We start from the raw sequence: 23,014 nt of genomic DNA, 5'->3' as shown, positions 1-23,014 counted from the left end.
AAAAGCTGTTCCTGCCGTTTTTTATTCAAAAAAGGAGGAATGAAAGATGTTATTGGACGATTACATAGAACAGGTAAGGCTCCATATAAAAGAGTATTTACCGGAAGAATTTCAAGATGCTGAGCTGATCATACAAGAGCAGAGAAAAAACAATGATATGCTCCTTCATGGAATGTCACTGAAAAGTCCCGATAGAAACATTTGTCCGCTTATTTACTTGGATGATTATTATGAACTTCATCAAAGTGGTATGGCAATGGAGGATAGTTTCCGTTTAATCTGCAAAAATTATCTTCTTACTCTGGACAATGTTAAGTTCCAGAAGGATATGAATTTTTCTTATGACAATATGAAAGACAAACTGTTTCTTTGCGTAGTCAATGCTGAAAAAAACCAAAAGATGCTGGATTCGGTACCGCATCAAAGGATAGAGGATTTGGCGGTTTTGCACCGGTGCCTGATCCACAGCAGCAATCATCATTCGGGTTCGATATTGGTTAACAACAAACTGCTGGATGAATGGGGGATCAGTGAGGAAACTCTTCATGAACAGGCATTGCGGAATATGGACCGCTTATTCACTCCGGAATTCCATCCGATTGAATATAATATATCAAAGATGATGGGAATCCCCTATCATGAAACGGAAGCCGCATGGAGGGCAAGTGACATGTTTGTCCTGACCAATAACCAGGGATACTATGGAGCTTCCTACCTGTGTTGTCCGGATGTCTTAAAGTGGGTCAGTGAAAGAATGGGTGGTGATTTTCTGGTTTTACCGTCCTCCGTTGACGAAATCATAATATTGAGGCAAAAGGATGACATGGACATAAGTGAATTACAGGAGATAGTGGAATCGGTTAACCAGACAGCGGTCGGCGATATGGAATATCTGTCAGATAGTGTTTACCGCTACAACAACCGGGATCAGGCTCTGTCCATCCTTGAAGGAAATGATATGCAGCAGGGTATGAGGCTGCAATAATACCCTTCCTAGAGGTGCGGGATTATGATAAAACAGCAGGTTTTATATTACGATTTATGAGTAACACATTGGCAGGGGCGGTTTAAAAAGCTGCTCCTGCCGTTTTTTATTCTAAAAAAGGAGGAATGAAAGATGTTATATGACCAGAAAAAAGTGGAGCGTCTCAAAGAAAGGTATCCCGAAGGAACCCGTATTCAGTTAATAGCTATGTCGGGAGAATCGGATATGCCTTCTGGACTGATGGGAACCGTGGATTTTGTGGATGACATCGGCCAGCTGCAAATGAAATGGGATAACGGCCGTTCCCTTGCTCTCGTTCCCGGTGAGGATAGCTTTACCGCTGTCTCACAACCGGAGCCGGAACAGGCACAAAAACAGAAACCAGATGCGCCGCTGATCGGCGCCAACGGAAATGTATTCAACCTGATGGGCATTGCCTCCCGTACATTGAAAGCAGCTGGCATGGGAAAGCAGGCTAACGAGATGTTTGAGAGAGCCAGTGCTTCCGGCAGCTATGAGGAAGCACTGAACATCATCGGAGAATATGTCAATTTCACTGAGTCAGACCAGCAGGGGCAGTCGGAAAACGAAGCCGAACAATTCGGCATGAAAATGGAATGAGGGGTGAATTTGAATATGGAGAATAAGAATCTGCAGGAGGCTTATATTGAACGCCTGAACACCATGCTTCCAACGGTGGACTTCAAGAAACTGGATCAGTCCTGCAATTCAGCGGAGAATGACTATGCCAAAGAAATACTGAAGCAGATGCATGACATATTTGTCGAAGTCTATGGTACAGACTATCTAGACAGCGATTATGAATTTGTTGACCTTCCTGCTGTTATACAGGGACGCAATACAAGCCATATCGGACTTGGCATCGTAACACTTGACTTAGAGTCCTCCGGAGAACATTGGGGAACATTCTTCTTGACTCCAATGGGCGTAATCGATCAGGGCGGAGAAAAAATGAAACCTTCCGAATCCAAATACCTGTCGACCGTGTACATCCCTTATGACTACTGGTACACCGTTTCTATTGAGCGTGACCATCATGTGGATTTTGACAATGTGCCGAACAAAATAGCAGACATGCTGAATGTGTGTTATCCGGATCAGCCTGAATTGAAAATGGAGTAGCTCAATAAGATATTGATATTACGATAGAACGGTAGGCTCTCACCTGCCATTCTATCGTAATACAAAGAAATCTGTGTATATGAAATAGATAGGAATAATTGCTAGGTAGTTTCTGTCTCAAGTAGTTGTTAAGACTAAAGATCTCAGTACATTGAGGGCTTTAGTCTTGCAACTAAAAAACACGATTGTGACTTATTGTATGTTGACTTATTGTATGCGGTTTTGGTAAAATTTACGTTGAGGTGATGTGCAATATGGATATAATTAGAGTTTTTGCTGCTAACGTAAAAAAATATAGGACCTTAAAAGGGCTATCGCAAGAATCGTTTGCGGAAAAAACAGGTTTGCACAGAACCTATATTAGTGCGATAGAACGTGAGAAAAGAAGCATTGCATTAGATAACGTTCAAAAAATTGCTGATGCTTTGGAAATAGATACTTACTTATTATTTGTCGATGAAAAGAGTTTAAACGATAATTAGAAGGGGGGCATATTCATGAATCGAAGCCATTATTTTAACTACATTGAAGGAAAAATTAATTGGTTAGCTTGGCGCATTGAGAGTAGAGGTAAAATTAATTTATTAGATTTAAATATTTATTCCGAAACTTTTTTTGCAGATATGTTGAATATGCTTTTAGAATATCAATTAAGAAACCTTAATATTATTAAGCAAAATGTTGAGGGTATAGATTTAGTTGATACCGATAACGAGATTATAGCACAAGTGTCCTCAACGTGCACTAAGCAAAAGATTGAAGCTTCCTTAGAGAAAAAAATATTTGAACAGTACAAAGGGTTTCGTTTTAAATTTATATCTATATCAAAGAATGCTGATAAAATGCGAGAATCAACATTTGCTAATCCTCATAATGCCATTTTTGTACCAGAAGATGATATTATAGATACTACCTCTATACTAAACATAATATTAACTATGTCTATAGATAAACAAAAACATTTTTATGAGTTCATAAAGAAAGAGCTAGGCAATGATATTGATGTCGTGAAAGTTGACAGTAACTTAGCAACGATATTGAATATATTGGCAAACGAAGATTTAACTGATGCAATAGAGGCCCCGGAGATTAATTCCTTTGAAATCAATAAAAAAATTGAGTTCAATAACTTGATGTCCGTTCAAGATACTATTGATGAATATAAAATCTATTATAGCAAATTAAATGAAAAATACATGGAATTCGATAAGCAAGGAGTAAATAAGAGCTTATCTGTATTTCGTGTAATAAAAAGTCAGTATACAAAATTTTTAGTAGCAGGTAAAGAGTCCTGTGATTTGTTTTTTGCTATAGTTAATAGCGTAATAGACATTATTACAAATAGCAAAAACTACATAGAAATACCCTATGAAGAATTAGAAATGTGTGTGCACATTTTAGTTGTAGATGCATTTGTAAGGTGTAAAATTTTTAAGAATCCGGAGGGCTATAATCATGTTATTACCAGATAATATACATCCGGAGCTTAGTATTTATTATAACGGTTCTTTAGTTCTTCAGGAATTGAATTTAAAGGCTGAGCAACCAGTCTTTGATTTATATCAGAGAGTAAAAAGCATAAATGATATGTCTTTTACCACTTTTATGTTAAGTTTGGATTGGCTATATCTTATTGATGTTGCAAAAATAAATGAGAAGGGGTGTGTTGAGCTGTGTTCATAAAATATTTAACAATAGCTAGCCCCAAGGAAATAATTAGAGAGATTGAATTTAAAGCGGGCTTAAACTTAATTATAGATAATACTCCTACAACAGAAGTCCATTTAACAGGAAATAATGTAGGAAAAACAACTGTTTTAAAATTAGTTGACTTTTGTTTAGGGGGTAAGCCGTCAATTATATATACGGACACAGAAAACAAAAAAGAAGTCTATAATTTAGTAAAAGACTATTTGATAGATGAGGAAATTGTAATTACTTTAACTTTGGTAGAAGACTTAAATAATCTTAATTCAAAAGAAGTAGTTATTAAAAGAAATTTTTTATCAAAGAAAAAGGCTGTTAGAAGTATAAATGGAAAAGATGTGTTAGAAAAGGACTTTGAGGAAGAATTATTAAAGCAGCTGATTCCAAATCAGAAAGCCGAGAAACCGACTTTTAGGCAAATAATCTCTCATAATATTAGATATAAGGATGAAAATATAAATAACACACTAAGAACATTAGACAGATATACATCTGATGTTGAATATGAAACGCTACATCTGTTTCTATTAGGTTGTACATTTGATGATGGCGCAAAAAGGCAAGCATTACTTACAAAAATTAAACAAGAAGAAGCGTTTAAAGAGCGTCTTGAAAAGAAGCAAACTAAGACAGCTTATGAAATTGCCTTGTCTATGCTTGAGGATGAAATCGCAGCTTTAGATATAAAAAAATCTAGTTTTAATTTAAATGAAAATTTTGAACAAGATTTAGAATCACTAAATTCTATAAAATATAAAATTAATAGGTCTAGTTCTACAATAAGTAAAATGAAGATTCGTAAAGAACTTATTGAAGAGGCAAAGAAAGAATTGGATGATAGTATTTCTTCAATTGATTTGAGACAGTTGGAAATTCTATATACAGAAGCCACAATGAATGTTTCTTCCATACAAAAAACTTTCTCAGATTTGGTGAGATATCATAATAATATGTTGATAGAAAAGTCAAAGTTTATTGCTGCAGATTTACCTTTTCTGATTACTAAAATAAATGCAGAAGAAAAAACAATAGCAGACTTATTAAAACAAGAAAAAGAACTCTCGGAAAAGGTAGCTAAAGGTGATTCTTTTGAAGAACTTGAAAAAATAATTGTAGACCTAAATGAAAAATATCGTACTAAAGGTGAATATGAGAGCATTATTTCCCAGTTGGATGAAGTTGATAACAATATCAATGATTTAAATGATGATATTAAAGGTATTGATGAATTTTTATTTTCAAATGATTTCGAAGAGATAATAAAAGTACAGGAGAAAAAGTTTAATAAATTTTTTTCAGCTATATCGCAAGAATTGTATGGTGAAAAATATGCAATAAAACATGATAAGGTAATAAATAAAAACAAGCAGCAGATATATAAATTTAGTTCTTTTAATGCAAATATGAGTTCTGGTAAGAAGCAAGGAGAAATCTTATGCTTTGATTTGGCGTATATTCTTTTTGCTGATCAAGAGAATATTCCTTGTATGCATTTTTTACTAAATGATAAAAAAGAATTAATGCATGACAATCAGTTGATTAATGTTGCTAAATTTGTTCGAGATAAAAATATACAGTTGGTTGTATCTATATTAAAAGACAAACTTCCTGAGGGTATTATGAGTAATTCTCATATAGCAGTAGAACTTTCACAAGATAGTAAACTTTTTAAAATCGAGTCGGTACAATAAAATTATTAAATGATAAAGAGACGCTTTTATTTATAGAAGTTAACTATGGAATGATTCCATGTTGCAGAGTAAAAGGAAAGGAATTATCAAACTATCAGATTGTAAGAAAGGAGTATTTATGATGTTTGATATTACTACTCCTGATTTGACCTATGAATGGTTACAAGAAATTCTGGGTATTACAGGTGAAGATATAATAGATGACTACATTCTTAAATGCCATAAGGATTTGGACTGCTTTATAGATAGACATCTAGATACAATCAAAGCAATAGATATAAATAATATTGAGTTTGCTGTTTGTCATGTAACTTCAAATTCAAATCAGTGCGCTGAAATAAAACGACATGGAATAAGAAATTTGCAGAAAGTATTGGCGGAGCCAAGTGAACTTAATCTGTTTTTAGATAGCCTGGGCTTTAAATTTGATATTCAAAACAAGAGAATGATTAGCGAAGATAAAGTATATAACATTGATTATGAGAGCTATAAAAATAGAAAAGAAGCATTGACTTTTCAAGAAGAAAAGCTGAAAAACATAGCTCGAAAAATATATTTTGATCACCAGGTTAATGGATTTTTCTTTAGTAGAGACATTTTCAAATATGGAACAGGGATTGATAAACGACCTGAATTTTTGCTTACTTTATCGTCACTTAATTCGCCTTTCGACTATCTGGGTGATAAATGGAGTGAAAGCAGAAAAGGTTATGTTATTAAATACAAGGCCAAGCTAAGCCAATTTGAACATTATACTTTTTACCATGATGCTAATGATTATTTGGATGATTCGCAAATGGAATGGATGCAGTTAAAAAAATGGATGTTCTCATATGCTATTGATTGTAGTTTTTCAAATCTCTATTCTGATATATATGCATATATGAAACCTGTGGTGGACATTCTTCCTGAACAGATCATTGAGTATATTCCGATTGAAGAATGGAGGTAAATTCATGTTATTAAATACGGTAAACTTCCTGGAGTTAACACAGTCACTTGCAAATATCTTCTCAACTGATGAAAAGGATGTTTTGAATTACTTCCAGCAATATGCAATAGAGATCATTAATGAAAATTATAACGAATACACCATTGGTTATCTTGATTTAGAATTAATAAAGAAGTTTTGTAAGTGTAACGAATTACGGTGTATTGATGAAATAATTGTAAATCACGTTGCACCGAGAGAAAATCAAGAACTTTTGATGTCCGAAGATATTATGACACTACCTAAAGCATTGACTACCAATACAGCATTATCAAGGTATTTAAAAGAAAAGAAGTTTGAGTTTATATTTGTAGATAATCAGATTATTGCTAAACGAAATGGTGATGTTATTGATTGGAGTAAATTGAAACAGTCAAATTTATTTGTGAGATTCGGGGGTCCAAAGAGTCTTAATGATTTCAATGTTAATGGATACCTTTTCGTTGCAGACTTTATTCTAGACCATTGTAGGGGTTGGTTAGGATCGCCAGAAATATTGAAGAGCATTGCAAATGCTTATGGAGAGTTTAGTATAGCAGACGATTATGCTGAGAAATGCAGAAATTATTTCGTGTCATTCAAAGTCCCACTAGATATGGCTGACATTGAAAGTACAGACACTTTCATCGGTAAGAGGCAGAAAAGTGATTTGCTGGTTAAATATAGTATAAATGCTATGGCGCACTATTTAAAAGCGGGTAAGCGCAATAAGGATTTTTACAATCCAATTATTATGCTTAAAAGAGACTATAATGTGCCTCATGCAGATATTATAAAAGTTAGAAGCCTTAAAATTGATTATCCCAAGGTTAGGGTAATTGATGATTAGAAAACTATGCAACGAATTACAACGAAACACTTTTGTGTTCTATAGCTTAATGAAATTGTATTGAATAAAGCCTTCAAGATCAACTCGATTTTGAGGGTTTTATTGCTTACAATTTTACTCGAATTGTTAAGCAAAAAGTAGGTGCCGAATTACTATGAAAACAATGGAAACATGCAGCACTAAATTTGCAACAGACGGATAGTGGAGACTGAAAAATCTGCGTTCACAGGCGATTTTTTCGGAAATATACCCTGACGCCAAGGGGGTACCAGGATTAACGGGCATCTTTTTTATCTCCTCAAGGCACGTGGAATGTATAATAATGATGACGTATTGTGGTCAAAAGGATAAATAAGACGGTTTAACCACAACATATAGTAGTTTTAAAGCGTAAAATGAGCAAAAATTGGGGTAAAAAAGTGCATATTTTGACCCGTTTTTTTGGGGTATTTCATAGATGACATTTTAGATTTTCATAGATGACACTCCAAAAACATAAATTTCATAGAGGAAAATCCAAAAGCATCAGGACAGCAAAAAATGGCGGGTGCATTTTCTAACACGAAGATGTGCCCTTTTTTTATGCCCTTTTTATATCGAAAGGCAGTGCTGACTGAAATAATACGAATTGATATGTAAAGATTTCCTTAATATTTTGGGTATACAGAAGGAATCGACTATCACATCTTATTTTGTGGCTTAATTTTACGAATAAATCGACGTCTTGATTACCCAAAAAATTCGTATTATGATAGATGCATGAAGGAGGTGCTTTATATGCTAATAAGTTCAGACATAGATATTATTGAGCAGTATGTCCATGAAAAATATTTTGATAAAGGTAATCTAATTAAATATCTCAATATGCACTCTATCGTAGGAAGCGAAATTTTTTCATACTGCGATAAAAGAATTGGACGTGATGGTTCTACTTCTTATTCAAATTGGCTAGATGATAAATATGGGTATAAACCCTTGTCTGTTGCAAGCTTTATTCGTAGAATACCTTTCTATTTCTATGTAAATGACTATTCGAATAATCATGTGGGCGATTTACATTGTCTTATTTCAGGGATTATTCGAGAGGATAAAGATGAAAATGCTTTAGAGAAGCTATATCAATCACTGGAATACATGCTTTATGAGAAGAAACTTTTATTGACAGATATATTCTGCTACATAGTGAGCCAGACACATCATGTAAGTGATGCGGAGATGTTTTTTCAATGGAAACATTATCTACAATTGTGCGACGAATTAGGAAGCAATGATTATCTACCAAACTGCTTTATAACAAGCTATAATGAAGCACTAGAGAAGGAAGGGCTTCCACCTATCATTTATGAAATAGGTGAGATAGGGATAGGCGAAGTAAGTTGGCGGACAGGATCACATATTGAGTTTGAAGGTACTTTTCCATGCGATCATAATGGTCAGCCTATTATGAAGTGGATTGGTCTGAGAGTTAAAAACGCAAAGAATGTTACTTGCTCCCAAGATAAATCCAGTCGCGGACGGTTACTCGTGGAACTCACTCCATACACTACAATTCATGCACTTAACTGTTATAACAACAAGGATGATGAGGATTGCTGGTATCAAATTTATGCAGGACCGCAAACTATGGAGTTTGATTATGAAATTCTAAAGAGTAGCAGAAAACGTCTCAAATATACTCAACAAGATGTAGCGGACGCAATTGGGGCTACTGTCCGCACATATCAAAAATGGGAAAATGGAGAAACCACACCAGATGGGCATTACCTGCTGAGGCTTCTGAACTGGCTTGATATACGTGATGTTCAAGATGTTGTACGATATACAGAATAGATTGGAGCCACCAACTAAAAGGAGGTTGAACGTATGGCTAACAATAGAGATGATTTCCCACAGAAAATAAAAGATCTACTTGGGAATCGAGTTGGATGGCGGTGCAGTAATCCTGATTGTAGAAAGCCAACCCGTGGAGCAAATGACAATCCTCAAGAAATAACAAATATCGGGGTTGCAGCTCATATTTGTGCTGCAGCAGCCGGAGGTCCCCGATACGATTCGCAAATGTTATCGGATGAACGCAAGTCATCAGAGAATGGAATATGGCTATGTCAGTCTTGCTCTAAATTAATTGACGACGATGTTGTCAGATATAATATTGAACTCCTTCGCATATGGAAAGAAAATGCTGAACGGCTTGCTATAGCAGAGCTACAATTCGCCTCCCCAGTCAGCACAGATAATAAAGACAAAGAACTACTTCGTTTTTTTGTGCAATGCTTTGATAGACCTGCTTTTCAAGACCCAATTAATCAGGAAGGCCGAATGGAAGATTTCGATCAGGCAATAGAAGATACAATTATCGCAATGAATACCGGCGTTCTTCGCACACGAGATGGTATGATAATAAAGCAATCAGAGGGCAAGTCAGCCATCGTCAATGAGGCATGGAGAGAAAAGCTGGACACGATTACAGATATACTGGTCGCTCTAAGGAAACGATTAAAAATTGCAAAAGCTGAAAACTTGTACTCAACATACGGTAAGGGTGAAGTTATGTATTGCTTTTATGACCGGGAGATTGAGAAATGGTTTGACTTAACGAGAGAAGAACTTCTCAAACTTCTCTCTTCTATGTGTCAAGAGGCCGGAATTTCCAGTCTACGCTTCCCAAGGAAATCATATCGATGGTAATTGTGGACTGCCCTTAATACGTTATTACAAAGAGAATGGACACTTGATAAAACAGAATGAAGAAGCTGCAAAAGACTTATTATACAAAAGAGTGTGGTTCTTTTGCAGCTTAGTTCTTTATTTTTGAAATTTTAAAACTTCGGTAACAATATCCTTCCATTCTTTCTTGGATAAAAAAGTCTCATTTACTGCAATGGTTTCTGAAATGTGGCTTGTAAGTGCTTGCTGTTTTCTAACGGCATCTGCCAAAAAATGATACATAGATTCAAGGGACATTGTGCTTCCCTGCAAGCTACGGCAATGAGGGCAATTATTTGCCATATACTCACCATTAAACTGTTTACTGAATCTCATATAAATTTCTTCGTATTTAGAAGAAAGATATTTATCCAATGTCTCAATCATGCCAAGTCTTATGATGGCCAAGTCTAATTTTTTAGCCAGTTCAGGCTGATCTGAAATAAGATCAATGTGGGTGAAGTAGCTCCTGAGTTTTATAGATTTTCCGCATTTCCAACATGGCTGTTCAACCTCATAAATATGAATTCCGTGAGTCTCTAACCAGGAATATGTTTTGTCTTCGATGGTTTTGGTACTTTTGCATTTGGGATAATTGCTGCAGCCAAAGAAAGTACCGTGTATGCCACTTCGTATTACATAATGCCCGTCACATAATTCACAGGAAAAACCCTTAGAGGAATCAGTGTCAGATATATGCATTCCATCGAAAGGATCAAGATGATGCTCTGGATCTATCATATGATTAAGCAATGCCGTCAGCTCGTTTTGATTTTGTATAGGATTGATTTGTATATCTGAACGACTTTTAAATTCTGAAAATTCCCGGTCCAGAATACCATATCTCCTTAAATAGGACTCATGTTCACCGGGGACAAGAAAATCCAAAGGCTTATCTATAAAAACAAATTCGTTCCCATCTTTTTGCTCTAAATGTATGTATCCCATATTTATTAAATGGTTTTTACAATCATTGATGACACTATTATAATCATGATCCGGCTGATTATTATAGAAGCCTGCGTAAACAGTATCCTTTATTTTATAATTACTCACTTCTCTTGCAGGACAAGAATGGCTTTTATGTAGAGAACAGCCTTCGTAAATGGAATAATAGGTTCGCACGACATACTCTGTAAAATAACCCGTAGGTTCTTTTCTTTGTTTTGCAAAATAATCTTTTTTACTTTGAATTTTTTGTTCTGACCACATTTTATTCTCCTTTACGACAAGATAAAATTTACCAGTTCTTGATTGTAATTATAATAAATGAAAGGGGGTACAAGCAATGAAAACTTAAAATTTGCCAACATCAAAACCGTTGAGTGTGTGAAACTCTGACCATAAATCAATATTAAGTTATGGTTTCATACTTCTTTCCGATCTTTATTCAATCTGGTTTTGAAACGAACCAGTCTCAGTAAACTAAATTATACCAACCAGCGCCTTTTCGTTTTAATTCAAACTGAAAAGGCGCTTTTTTATTTCAGAAAAGGAGATGATCAAATGTCAGAAAAAGAAAAAGTGATGACCGTAACGCTGATGCGGACAGACCTATACGATGCGCCGGGGTATACTGGTGCATACCTAACTCTTCCGGCAAACAAGGGAGAGATACAGGATGCACTGCACCGCGCCAGGATTACGGAGGGCCAGCCTTACAAAATTGTTGAGTGCATGAACATGGAGGGCGTGGAGCTTGACTACATACCCGAAGAACCTGCTCTTGACGAACTGAATTTTTTGGCATACCGTATCAGTGAATTAACCGAACAAGAGCGTATGGCCTTCACTGGATGTGCTGCAATGGGCGAAGGAAGCCTGGGAATGCGGGACCTCATCAACCAGACCTACAACTTAGCCAACGTCCATGTGGTTCCCACAAAGAATGATAGGGAGCTAGGGAAATTTTATGTAGAGAATGACTTCATCGACGCAGTCAATCATGTACCGCAAGAATATCAAAAAGAACTGCTGGAGCTGCTGGACTACGAAAAGATTGGATGTGAGCAGCGGGAAACTGAAGGAGGAATCTATTGCAACGGTTTTTATGTGGTGAATGGCTCAGGGAGATGGGAGCAAGTCTATGACGGCGTTCATCTGCCGGAACAATATTTTTCAGAGGACTATGTTTTTGAACTCATGGTATGTGACGGTACATTCTATCCATCAGATATTGACGAGTGTACTATGCTTAAACTGCCAGCTACACAGAAGGAACTGGCAGAGGTGCTAGAGGAACAGAACATAAAAAGCTTTGATGGCTGCGTTGTATATACCAACAAAAGCTCTATCCCTAAATTAAGTGGTGTGTTTTCAACTTATGAAGATATCAAAATGATAAAGCTGCTGGCTAAAAAAATTAATGAACTCCGATGCCAAGGTCAGGAAGCGAAGCTCAAAGCTGCGATTGAGCTGATGGATTACACCGATATCGAACAGACATTGGACTTGACGCAAAACCTTGACTGCTTTGACTTTTATCCGGAACTATCTACTCCAGAGGAATATGCAAGGCAGGAATTCTTGAAACGCTATAACATTCCGAAGGATGAACCTATCCTGAAGTATATTCACTTCTCTCGCTGTGACTCAGAACTGATGCAGACAGCAAGTGCCTGCACTACACCCTATGGTATCATCCGGCGCAACGATCGGGAGATGACTCTGGAATACTCCGAGCCTCAGCTCGGACAGCAGATGCTGTAGCAGAATAATAAAATAAAGTGAAGTAACATGAAGGCGCTGCCAGGCAACAAAAAGGCAGCGCCTTTTTTTGTTGCCTGAAAGGAGCTTAAGCTATGAATCGTGATGAAATAACGAAAGAAAAAACACATATGGGAGTCACCGGCCCCCCAAAAAAGTTTGCAGTGCCACTACCGGAGGATCACCTCACCCGCTGTGTGGGCTGCCCCTATCCGGGTGCCGGCTTCATCTGTTGGAGCACTGACGGCTCCTGCATGAAAACCGACATAAATAGAATCCACCGCCAAAAGAAAGGCGGGTGATGGTATGAACAGCATCATCAGCTGGGTGGGCGGCAAAAAAGCGTTGCGGGAGCTGATATATAAAAGGATGCCAAAAGAATTCGGACGATACATTGAAGTATTCGGCGGCGGAGGCTGGGTGCTGTTCGGGCGTACTCCCGACACCGCGATGGAGGTCTACAATGATTTTAATTCCGACCTTGCCAATTTGTTCCGTTGTGTCCGTGACAGGCCCCTTGCTCTTTTAAATGAGCTGAAATTCCTCCCGCTGAATGGGCGGGACGAATTTAACGTACTGAAAAGATATCTGGAGAAGGAAGAATTCACAAGCGCATACCTGTATGAAGAACTGGAGATCGCAGAGAGGTATCTCACAGAACCTCAGCTTGAAGAAATCAGGTCCATCCTTACGGAAAATGCGCAGATGAATGATGTGAAACGAGCTGCTGCCTTTTATCGGCTCATTCGTTTAAGCTACGGAAGCGGCTGCACCAGCTATGGCTGCCAGCCCTTCGATATCAGAAAAACCTTTCATCTGCTCTGGAAAGGCAGCCAGAGGCTCAAGAACACCGTTATAGAGAACAAGGACTTTGAAGAACTCATCAAGCAATACGACAGGGAGAATGCGTTCATCTACTGTGACCCTCCATATTATCAAACAGAAGGGCATTACGCGGTGGAATTTAAAAAGGAGGATCATACAAGGCTGCGGGATACCCTGGCGGCCTGTCAGGGAAAATGGCTGGTCAGCTACAACGACTGTGCCTTTATCCGTGAGCTTTATGCGGGCTATCAGATAGAAGCGGTCAGCCGCTTGAACAATCTGGCTCAGCGCTATGACAACGGCTGTGAATATGCAGAAGTCCTGATCTCCAATTACGATACCGGTGAGCGACTGAGAGATATGCCGACTCAGCTGGGGATTTTTGACCTAGCCGATTTTGACGGCATGGAATAAAAAATAAAAAAAGTGAAGGAGGATTTATTTTTATGAAACTTATTGGAATGTGTATATCCGTTGACGAGCAGGGGTGCCTCGTCCTGCCCAGGGAGCCGCTGGCTGCTGTGGGTTTAAAGCCCGGTGATGGGGTAAGCGTCAACCTAGCTGTGGAGCAGGAAGGAATGGAAAGCCTGTGTCCGCAGCTTATTATTACCCCTCATGGTGTCGGCATTGCGTTACAGCTGCCCGGCATGCCGGATGACGAGGACGAAGCCGACCTGACATTGTCCAATGAATTGCTGGAAGCAGCAGAAATTCCTGTGGGCAGTGATCTGGAGGTGCTGTGCACAACGGGAGCTATCATTATCACAGTCTCAGATATTCTGAACAACCTGCCCCATGAGCTCAGAGGACTGTTTGATGAGCTTGGCATTGACCCCGGTACTGTCCGGGAGGTTATGAGAAAGGAAGGATATTATCTATGAAAGCAAAGCCCATTTACAAAATAGTGGACGGCAAAGGCCGTGTCTTGATCCCAAAAGAGCTTCGTACTGCATCGGGAATGGATTACGGAGATATTGTAAGGCTGAATATCAACCAGGGAACTGTCAGTGTGAAGAAGGTCGATCTTATTGAGGTAGGTGATCAATCACCTGGAGCAGTGGAAGCCTTTGTCCATGCCGCCATCCGGGAGATGCCGGAGGAAAAACAGATTTCTATCGCCGCCAAGCTGCTGGAACTCATTGAGCAGAGAAAGGGGCAGCGTCATGACTGAAAAGGCATTGTTTGAACAGCAGGATTGCCTGCAGACCGGATATGACATATCTATTGAAGGCAAGGTTATCGTCCTCCGGTCTTCTGCATTGCCGGAGGATTGCCGCTCTGCAAAGCAGCAGTTGTATTTTTGCACAGGAGGCAACGGCAGCCGTCCCAATCCTATAGGCCGTTCCATTTTCACAGTTTCCCTGGCAGACGGTGAACAGGTCCGATGGAACCGAAGAGATGTCCTTGGCATTGCAAAGCCTGAGCTTCTTTCCGAGCAGGCAAGGCTGCAGCTGTCGCAAATCCGTCCAAGCGGTGCGCTGGATTTGAAAAGCCATGAGCCGAAGTACAGTGGATATTGCTTTCTGCCAGACGGACGCTATGCCTCCGACGTGTGGCTTTGCAGTGATAAGGAGATGCAGGACTATATTGAAATGCAGAAGGAGTACCAGCATAAAATTATGATCTGTGACAGGGATGACCTCTGCGTATTTGAAATGGTGGACGGAAAGCTCATCTATCCCACACAGGAAATGCTGGAGGCACATGGCGGCGGACAAACGCCGGAAGGCATGGAGCTGAAGCTATGAAACCAATCGGGACTTGAAGCCGGAGTCAGAGATATGATTCCGGCTTTATCATAGTCAAATATAAAAGGAAAGAGAGGAATGAAGCATTTATGAACTTAAAAACTAAAAAGAAAGGTGTCCTATTTCTTGCTTTTCTCTTGGTGCTTCTGGTATGCGGAGGTATCTATACCGTATACCATCTGCATCCGGAAAATTTCATAGGGAAGAATGACATCATCACCCGTGGAGAATTTGCTGCCATGCTGGCAAAAGAACTGAAGCTGGAAGCTGCTGATATGGAGAAAAGCTCACCAAGCTTTTCCGACATCGACGGACACTGGTCGGAGAAGTACATTGAGGCATTGATTGACGCAGGCATCCTTGACACTGCCGATTATCCGGATGGCTTCCATCCCGACGATCCCATCACCCGTGCAGAGATCATCAAAATGATGGTGCGGATAAAGGGACAGGATGAGGAAGCAAAAAATACCCAGGGACACAGCGGCTATGAGGATCAGACAGATATTAAGGATGAGGACAAGGGACATGTCATCGTTGGTAAGGAAACTGGCATCATAGGAGATACCAAGGATAATAAAATCCATCCCAATGATCCTGTAACCAAGGGGGAAGCTGATGATTTGATCGACAGGAGCAAACCGGAGCCGGCAGTACCAGCGCCGATCCCTCCTTCACAGAATCCGGATATGCCGACACCGATCCCAACGAATCCGGAGGATGAAGAAGCTATACCGACACCTGCTCCACCGCAACAGAGTCAGCCAACGCCATCCTCAACACCGTACACTGGCAGTGGTTCGAGTGGAGGCTCCCACAGTGTGCCGGATGCACAAATACGGTTTGAGCTTCCTGAAGCAGTCCACACAGACACCGAAATTCAGGTAATGCCTGTGTGGAAATACATGAAAAGCTTCACCTGGTCGCTGACCAAAACCGCAGTAGACGGTTCACAGCAGGCGGTAGAGCTGGAGGATGCCCTTACCGGCAGCTTGGGGTTGGAGGGCGGCACCATTCAATTTAAGGAGAAAGGGCAGTATACTCTGACAGCTACAGCTAAGAACTCCAGAGATAAAGAAACGGCACTGTCCAGAACGGTAACGGTCTATCCGGTTATTGAGTTGGGCTTTGACCTGCCGGAAACGATCCACACGGATAAATCGGTGACTCTTACCTTCCCTTTGGAGCAGCTCTATGGCCATGATATTGTGTGGTCGGCAGTGAAAGACGAAGAAGCTGCACAGCTTTCCGATCTGCTGGAGGGCCAGCTGTCCAATGAAGGCGGCACCTTTGTGTTCAGGAACAAGGGTAAATGTACACTGTCAGCATCCATAACCGATGAAACTGGTCGAATATTCACTCATAGCGAAAGTACTGTCGTCTATCCGGTGGCCGACATAGCCTTTGAGCTGCCTGCCGCCTCACATACCGACACTGTGCTGGAGGTCTCCACAACTCTAATAGAGGCGGATAGCCTGGATGTAAGCTGGAGCCTCACCCAAAATAGCGAGTCTGTTGCTCTTACAGATGCAGTTGAAGGCACTCTGAGTAGTGAAGGCGGAAAAATACGGTTCAAGGATAAAGGTGTATATATGCTTACCGGATCGCTTACCGATGAAACCGGAAAAAGCTTTTCCGCATCTAAAAGTATCACCATATACCCAGTAGGCTCTATCGGCTTTTATGTGCCTGAAATCACCCATACGGATACTGCAGTTCGCGTGGAGAGCCGATTTGAAAACCTTGGAGATGCTACAATCCAGTGGTTGCTGACGAAAAACGGCGAGGCTGTTGACTTATATAGTGTGGTGGAAGGCCAGCTCAACAACTCCGGCGGCACTATTCGCTTCAAGGAAAAAGGCGAGTATGTCCTGAAGGCAGCCTTCAGTGACCCCGCCGGCAGAAGCTACAGCTACACCTCACCCGTCAAGGTTTATCCTATTCCCGGCATCTCTTATAGGCTGCCGGAAACCGCATATACCGACACCTTAGTGGAGGTGATTCCAGAAATCTTGGAATTAGGCAGCTTAAAGGTGGAATGGCTGTGTGAGAACGGCTTTGGATTCCAAGATTTTAAGACATATATCGACGGAACCCTGGATAACAGCGGAGGTACCATCCGCTTCAAACATGCCGGGACCTATGAGCTGATTGCCAGAATCACCGATGAAACCGGGCGTGTATTTCTTTATGAGAACGGCGGTAAAATTGAGGTCCTCCCGGTCCTGAGCATTTCCTTTGAGCTTCCGGAAGCTACCCACACAGACCGCACCATTGAGCTCCGAACCCGCGGCAACAACAATGTGCTGCCGGTGAAATGGAATCTCACCAAGGATGGAGAGCCTGTTGAGCTTGCGTCTGCCATCGATGGGACTCTCAACGCCTTCGGCGGAGATATCCGATTTAAGGATTCAGGAACATACATCCTTACGGCCTCCATGACCGATGCCCTGGGGAGAATATTCTCTTATTCGGCATCCACTACCGTCTGTCCGGTTCCAATGATAACTCTTAGTGGACCGCAGGTATGGTATACCGGCGAAGCTGGAGCTGTCAGTGTCAGCGGCACAGATTTGGAAAACCTCACTGCGGAGTGGACTGTTGTCAAGGATGGTGGAGGTGCAGAGCATTACTCGGCTTATACCTCCGGCACCCTCACCAAGGTAGGCGGAAGTCTGACCTTTGTAGCAAAGGGACAATATGAGCTGAACCTAACCATGACAGACTCTACAGGCCGTACCTTTACCCGAAGCAAAAGCCTCAGTGTTTTTCCTATTCCTCAGCTGACCCTCGGCATGCAGGCGCTCAGCTACAGCAATGAACCAATTGCGCTCACTGCATCCGGTACCGAACTGGACGGAGTGTCTATCAATTGGCTCCTTTCAGTGGATGGCGGAGAAGCGAAGCCCTATGGACAATATGCCACAGGCACTGTCGGAACCAGCGGAGGCAGCCTGAAGATTAACACGGACAAAACCATCTCAGTGAAACTGTTGGCCGTGGCAACGGATACAAAGGGCAGAAGCTTCACCTTTACCTCCAATACAGGAACCGTTAAGCCCGTCGCAGTCTTTCCCTTTAGCATCCCGTCTACCATTCATATCGGCTCCGGCTTTAACGTATCCATGCCCACTGTGTCCGGATTGGAAGGCAGAACCCTCATCTGGAAGCTCACGCAAAACGGCAATGCTGCCAGCTACACTGGAAGTCTAAGCAACAGCGGAGGAACCATATCCATTCAAAGCACTGGCAGCTATGTCCTGACTGCCAGCACCACCGATAGTGCAGGAAGAACCTTCAGCTATGCTCAAGGCATTACCGTTACCAACAACGCAGCGAACAAGCCTGTCGGAAGTGTATCGGTAACCCGTACCGCAAAGGATGGCAAGCTGCTGGTCAACCTTTCAGCCTATGCCACCGATCCGGACGGCGATAGTGTGACCTTGGAATACTCCGGCAGCACCCCTGACAGTTACTACGCTGTGGGCACACATACGGTGAAGGTCAGGGCAAAGGATGCCTGGGGGCTGTATTCCGACTGGACGGACATTACCTTTACGGTGGCAAACTCAGTGCCAACCACTCCCGTCATTACCCGAACACCGGACGGCAACAGCATAGCGCCGGGTGTAGCAATCACCATCACTGCCTCCAGCAGCGATCTGGACGGTGATGCAATCACCTATGTATGGGAGGGCAGACCGGCACAGACCAGCACCGCCTACCCATTAGGTAAAAACGTGGTTCGTGTGAAAGCGGTGGACTCAACAGGAGCAGAATCGCCTTGGGCAGCTATTGTATTCTTTGTTGCCGATCCAAACAAGGGAGGCGGCATGACGCTGACCGGACCGGAATCGGTGATTCTGGAGCAGGGTATTGAAGGAGCGACCATCACCAATTATACCTTTACGGTGCCTCCTGTTTCAGGCCATTCCGGAAATGACTATGGTCGTGTCCGAGGCTACAACATACTGACCGGACAGTGGGATCAGCTGGACTACGGCACCACCACCAACGGCATTACCTTCAGCCGTTCCCTTTCACCAGGGCTCTACAGCAAGTTGGAAATGTACTATTACACAAACCACGACTGCATGTATAACAAGAGCAACATTACCTATTCCGTAACTTTCTATTTTCAGTAGTACGGCAACCTTGCCGGGAAAGGAGGATGCCTCATGAATGGTATTCAGATCAAGAACAACCTCATTCTGTATTATGGCAATACCGCAGGATACATTGATAAAGGCAGAGCCATCGTGGACCCCATGTTTCAGAATAAGGAGTTATCGGCCTATCTTACAGAGAACAAAGGACTGGAGCTGGAGTGGCGGAACGGAACCTTCTCGTGTTTGGCGGAGGGCAAGCTGGATACGGAAGGCAACCTGCAGGTGCTGAAACGGTGTCGAATCCATCAGCTCAAGCCCAATACGGACATCATGATGAGGTTTATCGGATACGATGAGCTGACAGAGCAGTTCGGTGAGCCTGACCCTGCTAACTACCGGATTGTGTACGATGGCGAGGTGGAAACCAATGACCTGGAGGAGCTCTTTGCAAAATTCAACCTGGACGACCCGCCCGGATATGAAGGGCACAGCCTTTCCATGTCGGATATAGTGGAGCTGTACGATGAAGGCGGCAGCACCTTCCACTATGTGGACCACCGAGGCTTTAAGGAGATTTCCTTTCAGCCTCCGGAGCAGGAGCTGCACCAGGGACCGGCAATGAATATGTAACTCTGCCAGCAGCCGAAAGGCTGTTTTTTAATCCAAAACATATGAAGGAGGAAAGAACCCATGAGTAAAGCTCAAGCCACAACCAAGGCCCCGAAGGAAGCTTTGCAGACTGCAGCGGAACAACCTATGCCCATGAAGGTGGATGTGAAGATCAGCTCTATCCGTCCGGAGGGCAGTATCCGGGCCTACGCATCCGTCAACCTCAATGACTGCTTTGCTATCCGCAATGTGAAGGTAATGGACAGCACCAAAGGGCTGTTTATTGCAATGCCAAGCTACAAAGCGGGTAACGGCGAATACAAGGACATCTGCTTTCCGGTTACAAAGGAATTCCGGGAGCAGCTCAATCAGGCAGTCATTGATGCCTACCAGCAAGCCCTTACTCAGAGTCAGAACCAGCAAAAGGCGGCGGATGCCTCCCCTTTTGAACAAACGCCGGAACAGCGCTCCGGCATGCAGATGGCGGGACTTTAAGCCCGCCTTTTTTAAATTCAATCGCAAAAAAAATTATATTTGGAGGTAAAAAACCATGAAAAAACTCGTAAGCAAAGTGAAAAACCAGCTGACCTTGAAGCTCCTGAAGGCACAGGCCGTACTCCGTTCCCAGCAGGGAGAGGGCTTTGTGGATACCGCCATCAAGATTTTAATTGCTGTCGTGATCGGTGCTCTTGTCCTCGCCGGATTATATGCCTTGTTTGGTGAAACTGTCCTGCCGATCCTGAAGCAGCGTATTACGGATATGTTTAACTATGGGCATTAATTGGCCGCTCATCATGCAGGGCGGCTTTTTTGCTGCCCTGCTGGCGGCAGCCTGCTTTTGGGATATACGGAAGCGAATCATTCCGGACAGCCTTTGCCTGTGCATTGCCCTGACAGGGCTTCTGGCTTTTGAGCCAGTAAAGCTGTGGGGCATTCTTGCAGCACTCCCCTTTTTGATGGCGGCTCTTGCCTGGGGCGGAATGGGGGGAGGGGACATCAAGCTCATGGCTACGGCAGGGCTGGTGCTGGGTATTCATAAAAGCACAGCTGCCATCATCATAGGTTTGTCGGTCCTGCTGGCATTTCACGCAATTCATATTTTGATACAAAGGGTGCGCAAGAAAGAGGTCATTAAAGCCTATCCTCTTGCGCCTTTTCTTTCTTTCGGCTGCCTGGCAGCCTATTTCATTTTATAAGGAGGAACATTTGATGAACTTTATAAAAAACCGCACGGTGCTGGGTATCCTGTGCATCGTGCTTTCTTTGTTAATCTGCTTTGTCCTGACGCCGCTGTTTAATCAGAGCGTATCGCAGAAAGCCTCCATCGTCCGGGTGGTCAGGGATATAAAAAGCGGAGAGCAGATCACCGGAAATATGGTACAGACCGCAGAGGTAGGCGGCTACAACCTGCCGGAGAACGTAATACGGCAGAGTGAAAATGTCGTGGGTAAATATGCAAAAGCGGATTTCGCTTCCGGCGACTATATTCTTCCTGCCAAGCTGTCGGATATCCCAGCTTCTGAGAACGCCTATCTTTACAGCCTGGACGGAGAAAAGCAGGCCATATCTGTCAGTATCAAAAATTTTGCAGGAGGTTTGTCAGGTAAGCTGATCTCCGGCGACATTGTCAGTGTCATCGCTCCCGACTATAAAAAGCAGGGCTCCACCGTTATCCCGCCAGAGCTGACCTATGTGGAAGTCATCGGTGTGACAGCCAGCAGCGGTTATGACACCGATTCGGAACAAGACTCCGGAGAAAAGGTACAGGAAGAAGGGGAAAAGCAGCTCCCAGCAACTGTGACTCTGCTGGTGTCCCCTGAACAGTCAAAAATCCTGGCGGAGCTGGAGGCAGAGGGCAAGCTCCATCTGTCCCTGGTGTATCGCGGCAGCAAGGAAAACGCCGCTAAATTCACCGCTATTCAGGACAAGGTACTGGAAACCCTGCACCCGGTGTCATTACAGGATCAAAGCGGAAGCACCTTTAATATGAATGGTCCTGTCAGCGGTACTGCAGACAACGGCGGAGCTTCCGATCCTGCTGCGGAGCCGCAAAGCACCACAACCGAAAGCGAGGGAAGATAAATGCTCAACTTCATGAAAGGGAGCATCTTCTCCCGCAATCCATCAAAGGCTATTCCAGAGGAACAGGAGCCGGATGCTCAGGTGCTGGCGGTATGGGGCAGCCCCGGCAGCGGGAAAACCACTGTCAGTGTGCGCCTTGCCAAGTACCTGGCTGACCGTAAAAAAAATGTCGTGCTGCTTTTATGTGATATGACGGCTCCCATGCTGCCTTGTATCTGCCCGCCTGCCGAGCTGGAATGCGAGCGTTCCCTGGGAAGCATTCTTGCCGCCACCCATGTAACGGAAATGCTGATCAAGCAAAATTGTGTCACCCATAAAAAGCTGAGCCATTTGACCATTATCGGTATGCTCAAGGGTGAGAATGTGTTTACCTACCCGCCCTATAACCAGGAGCTGGCTGTCGAGCTTATCGATCATCTGCGGGATATCGCCCCGTACATCATCATTGACTGTGGCAGCACCATTGCCCATGATATCCTGTCGGCGGTTTCCTTGCTGGAAGCGGATTGTGTTCTCCGGCTGGTAAACTGCGATCTGAAATCCATCAGCTATCTATCCTCCCAATTGCCGCTTCTTAAGGACAAGAAGTGGGATGCAGACAAGCAGTACAAGGCGGTGTCCAATGTAAAATCCAATCAGGCCGGAGAACACATCGAGCAGGTATTGGGCAGTGTTGCCTTTAAAATCTCCCATTCCTATGAGCTGGAGAATTTGGCCCTTGCGGGAAATCTGCTTGGTGAGCTGGCCCTAAAAGACAGCCGCGGCTTCCGGAAAGAGATTGAGAAAATATCCAAGGAGGTGTTCGGCGTATGAGAAATGATCATCTTCTGATGGACAAAGTGTCCTATGAGGACAATGATACCTCTAAAAATCAGGCAAGAAC

Annotated in this window: 24 protein-coding genes; 23 read left to right on the top strand and 1 reads right to left on the bottom strand. The window is 42.5% G+C overall.

What is annotated here, in order from left to right; genetic code table 11:
* Nucleotides 1-46 precede the first annotated feature (46 nt).
* The 11 genes from CLO1100_RS16770 to CLO1100_RS16720 all read left to right on the top strand — a co-directional run bounded on the left by CLO1100_RS16770 (nucleotide 47) and on the right by CLO1100_RS16720 (nucleotide 10,034).
* Nucleotides 47-985 carry a DUF5688 family protein gene (locus CLO1100_RS16770; RefSeq protein ID WP_014314963.1) on the top strand — a complete coding sequence of 313 codons (939 nt, stop codon included), beginning with the start codon at nucleotides 47-49 and terminating at the stop codon, nucleotides 983-985.
* 132 nt (nucleotides 986-1,117) lie between these two features.
* A complete protein-coding gene (locus tag CLO1100_RS16765) occupies nucleotides 1,118-1,606 on the top strand; it encodes a DUF4314 domain-containing protein (protein WP_014314962.1) in 489 nt (162 codons plus the stop codon).
* A 15-nt stretch (nucleotides 1,607-1,621) separates the two neighbouring features.
* Entirely contained in the window at nucleotides 1,622-2,128 is a 507-nt protein-coding gene (locus CLO1100_RS16760) for a hypothetical protein (RefSeq protein WP_041700499.1), read from the top strand.
* Nucleotides 2,129-2,382: 254 nt separating this feature from the next.
* On the top strand, nucleotides 2,383-2,610 hold the full coding sequence (locus tag CLO1100_RS16755) for a helix-turn-helix transcriptional regulator (protein ID WP_014314960.1): 228 nt from the start codon (nucleotides 2,383-2,385) through the stop codon (nucleotides 2,608-2,610).
* Between the two features lie 15 nt (nucleotides 2,611-2,625).
* A complete protein-coding gene (locus CLO1100_RS16750; protein WP_014314959.1) occupies nucleotides 2,626-3,600 on the top strand; it encodes an ABC-three component system protein in 975 nt (324 codons plus the stop codon).
* On the top strand, nucleotides 3,584-3,811 hold the full coding sequence (locus CLO1100_RS16745) for an ABC-three component system middle component 6 (protein WP_014314958.1): 228 nt from the start codon (nucleotides 3,584-3,586) through the stop codon (nucleotides 3,809-3,811). The genes CLO1100_RS16750 and CLO1100_RS16745 overlap by 17 nt, the downstream gene beginning before the upstream one ends.
* Nucleotides 3,802-5,526: a DUF2326 domain-containing protein gene (locus tag CLO1100_RS16740; protein WP_014314957.1), complete on the top strand. Its 1,725-nt coding sequence runs from the start codon at nucleotides 3,802-3,804 to the stop codon at nucleotides 5,524-5,526. The genes CLO1100_RS16745 and CLO1100_RS16740 overlap by 10 nt, the downstream gene beginning before the upstream one ends.
* A gap of 118 nt (nucleotides 5,527-5,644) precedes the next feature.
* The gene (locus CLO1100_RS16735) at nucleotides 5,645-6,478 is read left to right on the top strand and encodes a hypothetical protein (RefSeq protein ID WP_014314956.1); all 834 of its coding nucleotides are present in this window, start codon (nucleotides 5,645-5,647) and stop codon (nucleotides 6,476-6,478) included.
* Between the two features lie 4 nt (nucleotides 6,479-6,482).
* Entirely contained in the window at nucleotides 6,483-7,346 is an 864-nt protein-coding gene (locus CLO1100_RS16730; protein ID WP_014314955.1) for a hypothetical protein, read from the top strand.
* Nucleotides 7,347-8,123: 777 nt separating this feature from the next.
* A complete protein-coding gene (locus CLO1100_RS16725) occupies nucleotides 8,124-9,176 on the top strand; it encodes a helix-turn-helix transcriptional regulator (protein WP_014314954.1) in 1,053 nt (350 codons plus the stop codon).
* A 33-nt stretch (nucleotides 9,177-9,209) separates the two neighbouring features.
* On the top strand, nucleotides 9,210-10,034 hold the full coding sequence (locus CLO1100_RS16720; protein ID WP_014314953.1) for a hypothetical protein: 825 nt from the start codon (nucleotides 9,210-9,212) through the stop codon (nucleotides 10,032-10,034).
* 117 nt (nucleotides 10,035-10,151) lie between these two features.
* Here the strand turns inward: CLO1100_RS16720 and CLO1100_RS16715 are convergent, their stop codons facing one another.
* A complete protein-coding gene (locus tag CLO1100_RS16715; RefSeq protein ID WP_014314952.1) occupies nucleotides 10,152-11,264 on the bottom strand; it encodes a topoisomerase DNA-binding C4 zinc finger domain-containing protein in 1,113 nt (370 codons plus the stop codon).
* Between the two features lie 294 nt (nucleotides 11,265-11,558).
* Here CLO1100_RS16715 and CLO1100_RS16710 point away from each other — a divergent pair, with 294 nt between their 5' ends.
* The 12 genes from CLO1100_RS16710 to CLO1100_RS16650 all read left to right on the top strand — a co-directional run bounded on the left by CLO1100_RS16710 (nucleotide 11,559) and on the right by CLO1100_RS16650 (nucleotide 22,944).
* Complete coding sequence (locus CLO1100_RS16710; RefSeq protein ID WP_014314951.1) at nucleotides 11,559-12,761, top strand: antirestriction protein ArdA; 1,203 nt, start codon at nucleotides 11,559-11,561, stop codon at nucleotides 12,759-12,761.
* A 303-nt stretch (nucleotides 12,762-13,064) separates the two neighbouring features.
* Entirely contained in the window at nucleotides 13,065-13,997 is a 933-nt protein-coding gene (locus tag CLO1100_RS16700) for a DNA adenine methylase (RefSeq protein ID WP_014314949.1), read from the top strand.
* Nucleotides 13,998-14,104: 107 nt separating this feature from the next.
* A complete protein-coding gene (locus tag CLO1100_RS16695; protein ID WP_242836606.1) occupies nucleotides 14,105-14,464 on the top strand; it encodes a hypothetical protein in 360 nt (119 codons plus the stop codon).
* Complete coding sequence (locus CLO1100_RS16690) at nucleotides 14,461-14,754, top strand: AbrB family transcriptional regulator (RefSeq protein ID WP_014314947.1); 294 nt, start codon at nucleotides 14,461-14,463, stop codon at nucleotides 14,752-14,754. Before CLO1100_RS16695 ends, CLO1100_RS16690 begins: the two co-directional genes overlap by 4 nt.
* Nucleotides 14,747-15,331 (top strand): hypothetical protein, encoded by a 585-nt coding sequence (locus CLO1100_RS16685; RefSeq protein ID WP_014314946.1) that lies wholly within the window; start codon nucleotides 14,747-14,749, stop codon nucleotides 15,329-15,331. Before CLO1100_RS16690 ends, CLO1100_RS16685 begins: the two co-directional genes overlap by 8 nt.
* A gap of 89 nt (nucleotides 15,332-15,420) precedes the next feature.
* Nucleotides 15,421-19,476: an S-layer homology domain-containing protein gene (locus CLO1100_RS16680; protein ID WP_014314945.1), complete on the top strand. Its 4,056-nt coding sequence runs from the start codon at nucleotides 15,421-15,423 to the stop codon at nucleotides 19,474-19,476.
* A gap of 33 nt (nucleotides 19,477-19,509) precedes the next feature.
* Nucleotides 19,510-20,070: a YodL domain-containing protein gene (locus CLO1100_RS16675; RefSeq protein WP_014314944.1), complete on the top strand. Its 561-nt coding sequence runs from the start codon at nucleotides 19,510-19,512 to the stop codon at nucleotides 20,068-20,070.
* A 60-nt stretch (nucleotides 20,071-20,130) separates the two neighbouring features.
* Nucleotides 20,131-20,544 carry a SpoVG family protein gene (locus CLO1100_RS16670; protein WP_014314943.1) on the top strand — a complete coding sequence of 138 codons (414 nt, stop codon included), beginning with the start codon at nucleotides 20,131-20,133 and terminating at the stop codon, nucleotides 20,542-20,544.
* Between the two features lie 55 nt (nucleotides 20,545-20,599).
* On the top strand, nucleotides 20,600-20,830 hold the full coding sequence (locus CLO1100_RS16665; protein WP_014314942.1) for a DUF6133 family protein: 231 nt from the start codon (nucleotides 20,600-20,602) through the stop codon (nucleotides 20,828-20,830).
* Complete coding sequence (locus tag CLO1100_RS16660) at nucleotides 20,820-21,245, top strand: A24 family peptidase (protein ID WP_014314941.1); 426 nt, start codon at nucleotides 20,820-20,822, stop codon at nucleotides 21,243-21,245. The genes CLO1100_RS16665 and CLO1100_RS16660 overlap by 11 nt, the downstream gene beginning before the upstream one ends.
* 13 nt (nucleotides 21,246-21,258) lie before the next feature.
* Nucleotides 21,259-22,131: a Flp pilus assembly protein CpaB gene (gene cpaB / locus CLO1100_RS16655; RefSeq protein ID WP_014314940.1), complete on the top strand. Its 873-nt coding sequence runs from the start codon at nucleotides 21,259-21,261 to the stop codon at nucleotides 22,129-22,131.
* Complete coding sequence (locus CLO1100_RS16650; protein ID WP_014314939.1) at nucleotides 22,132-22,944, top strand: AAA family ATPase; 813 nt, start codon at nucleotides 22,132-22,134, stop codon at nucleotides 22,942-22,944. It begins immediately after the preceding gene.
* Nucleotides 22,945-23,014 lie beyond the last annotated feature (70 nt).

This window comes from Clostridium sp. BNL1100 (genome assembly GCF_000244875.1).
In the GTDB taxonomy this organism is placed as follows: domain Bacteria; phylum Bacillota; class Clostridia; order Acetivibrionales; family DSM-1351; genus Ruminiclostridium.
The sequence above is the reverse complement of the archived record's forward strand: the minus strand, read 5'-3'. Positions and strand labels throughout refer to the sequence as shown.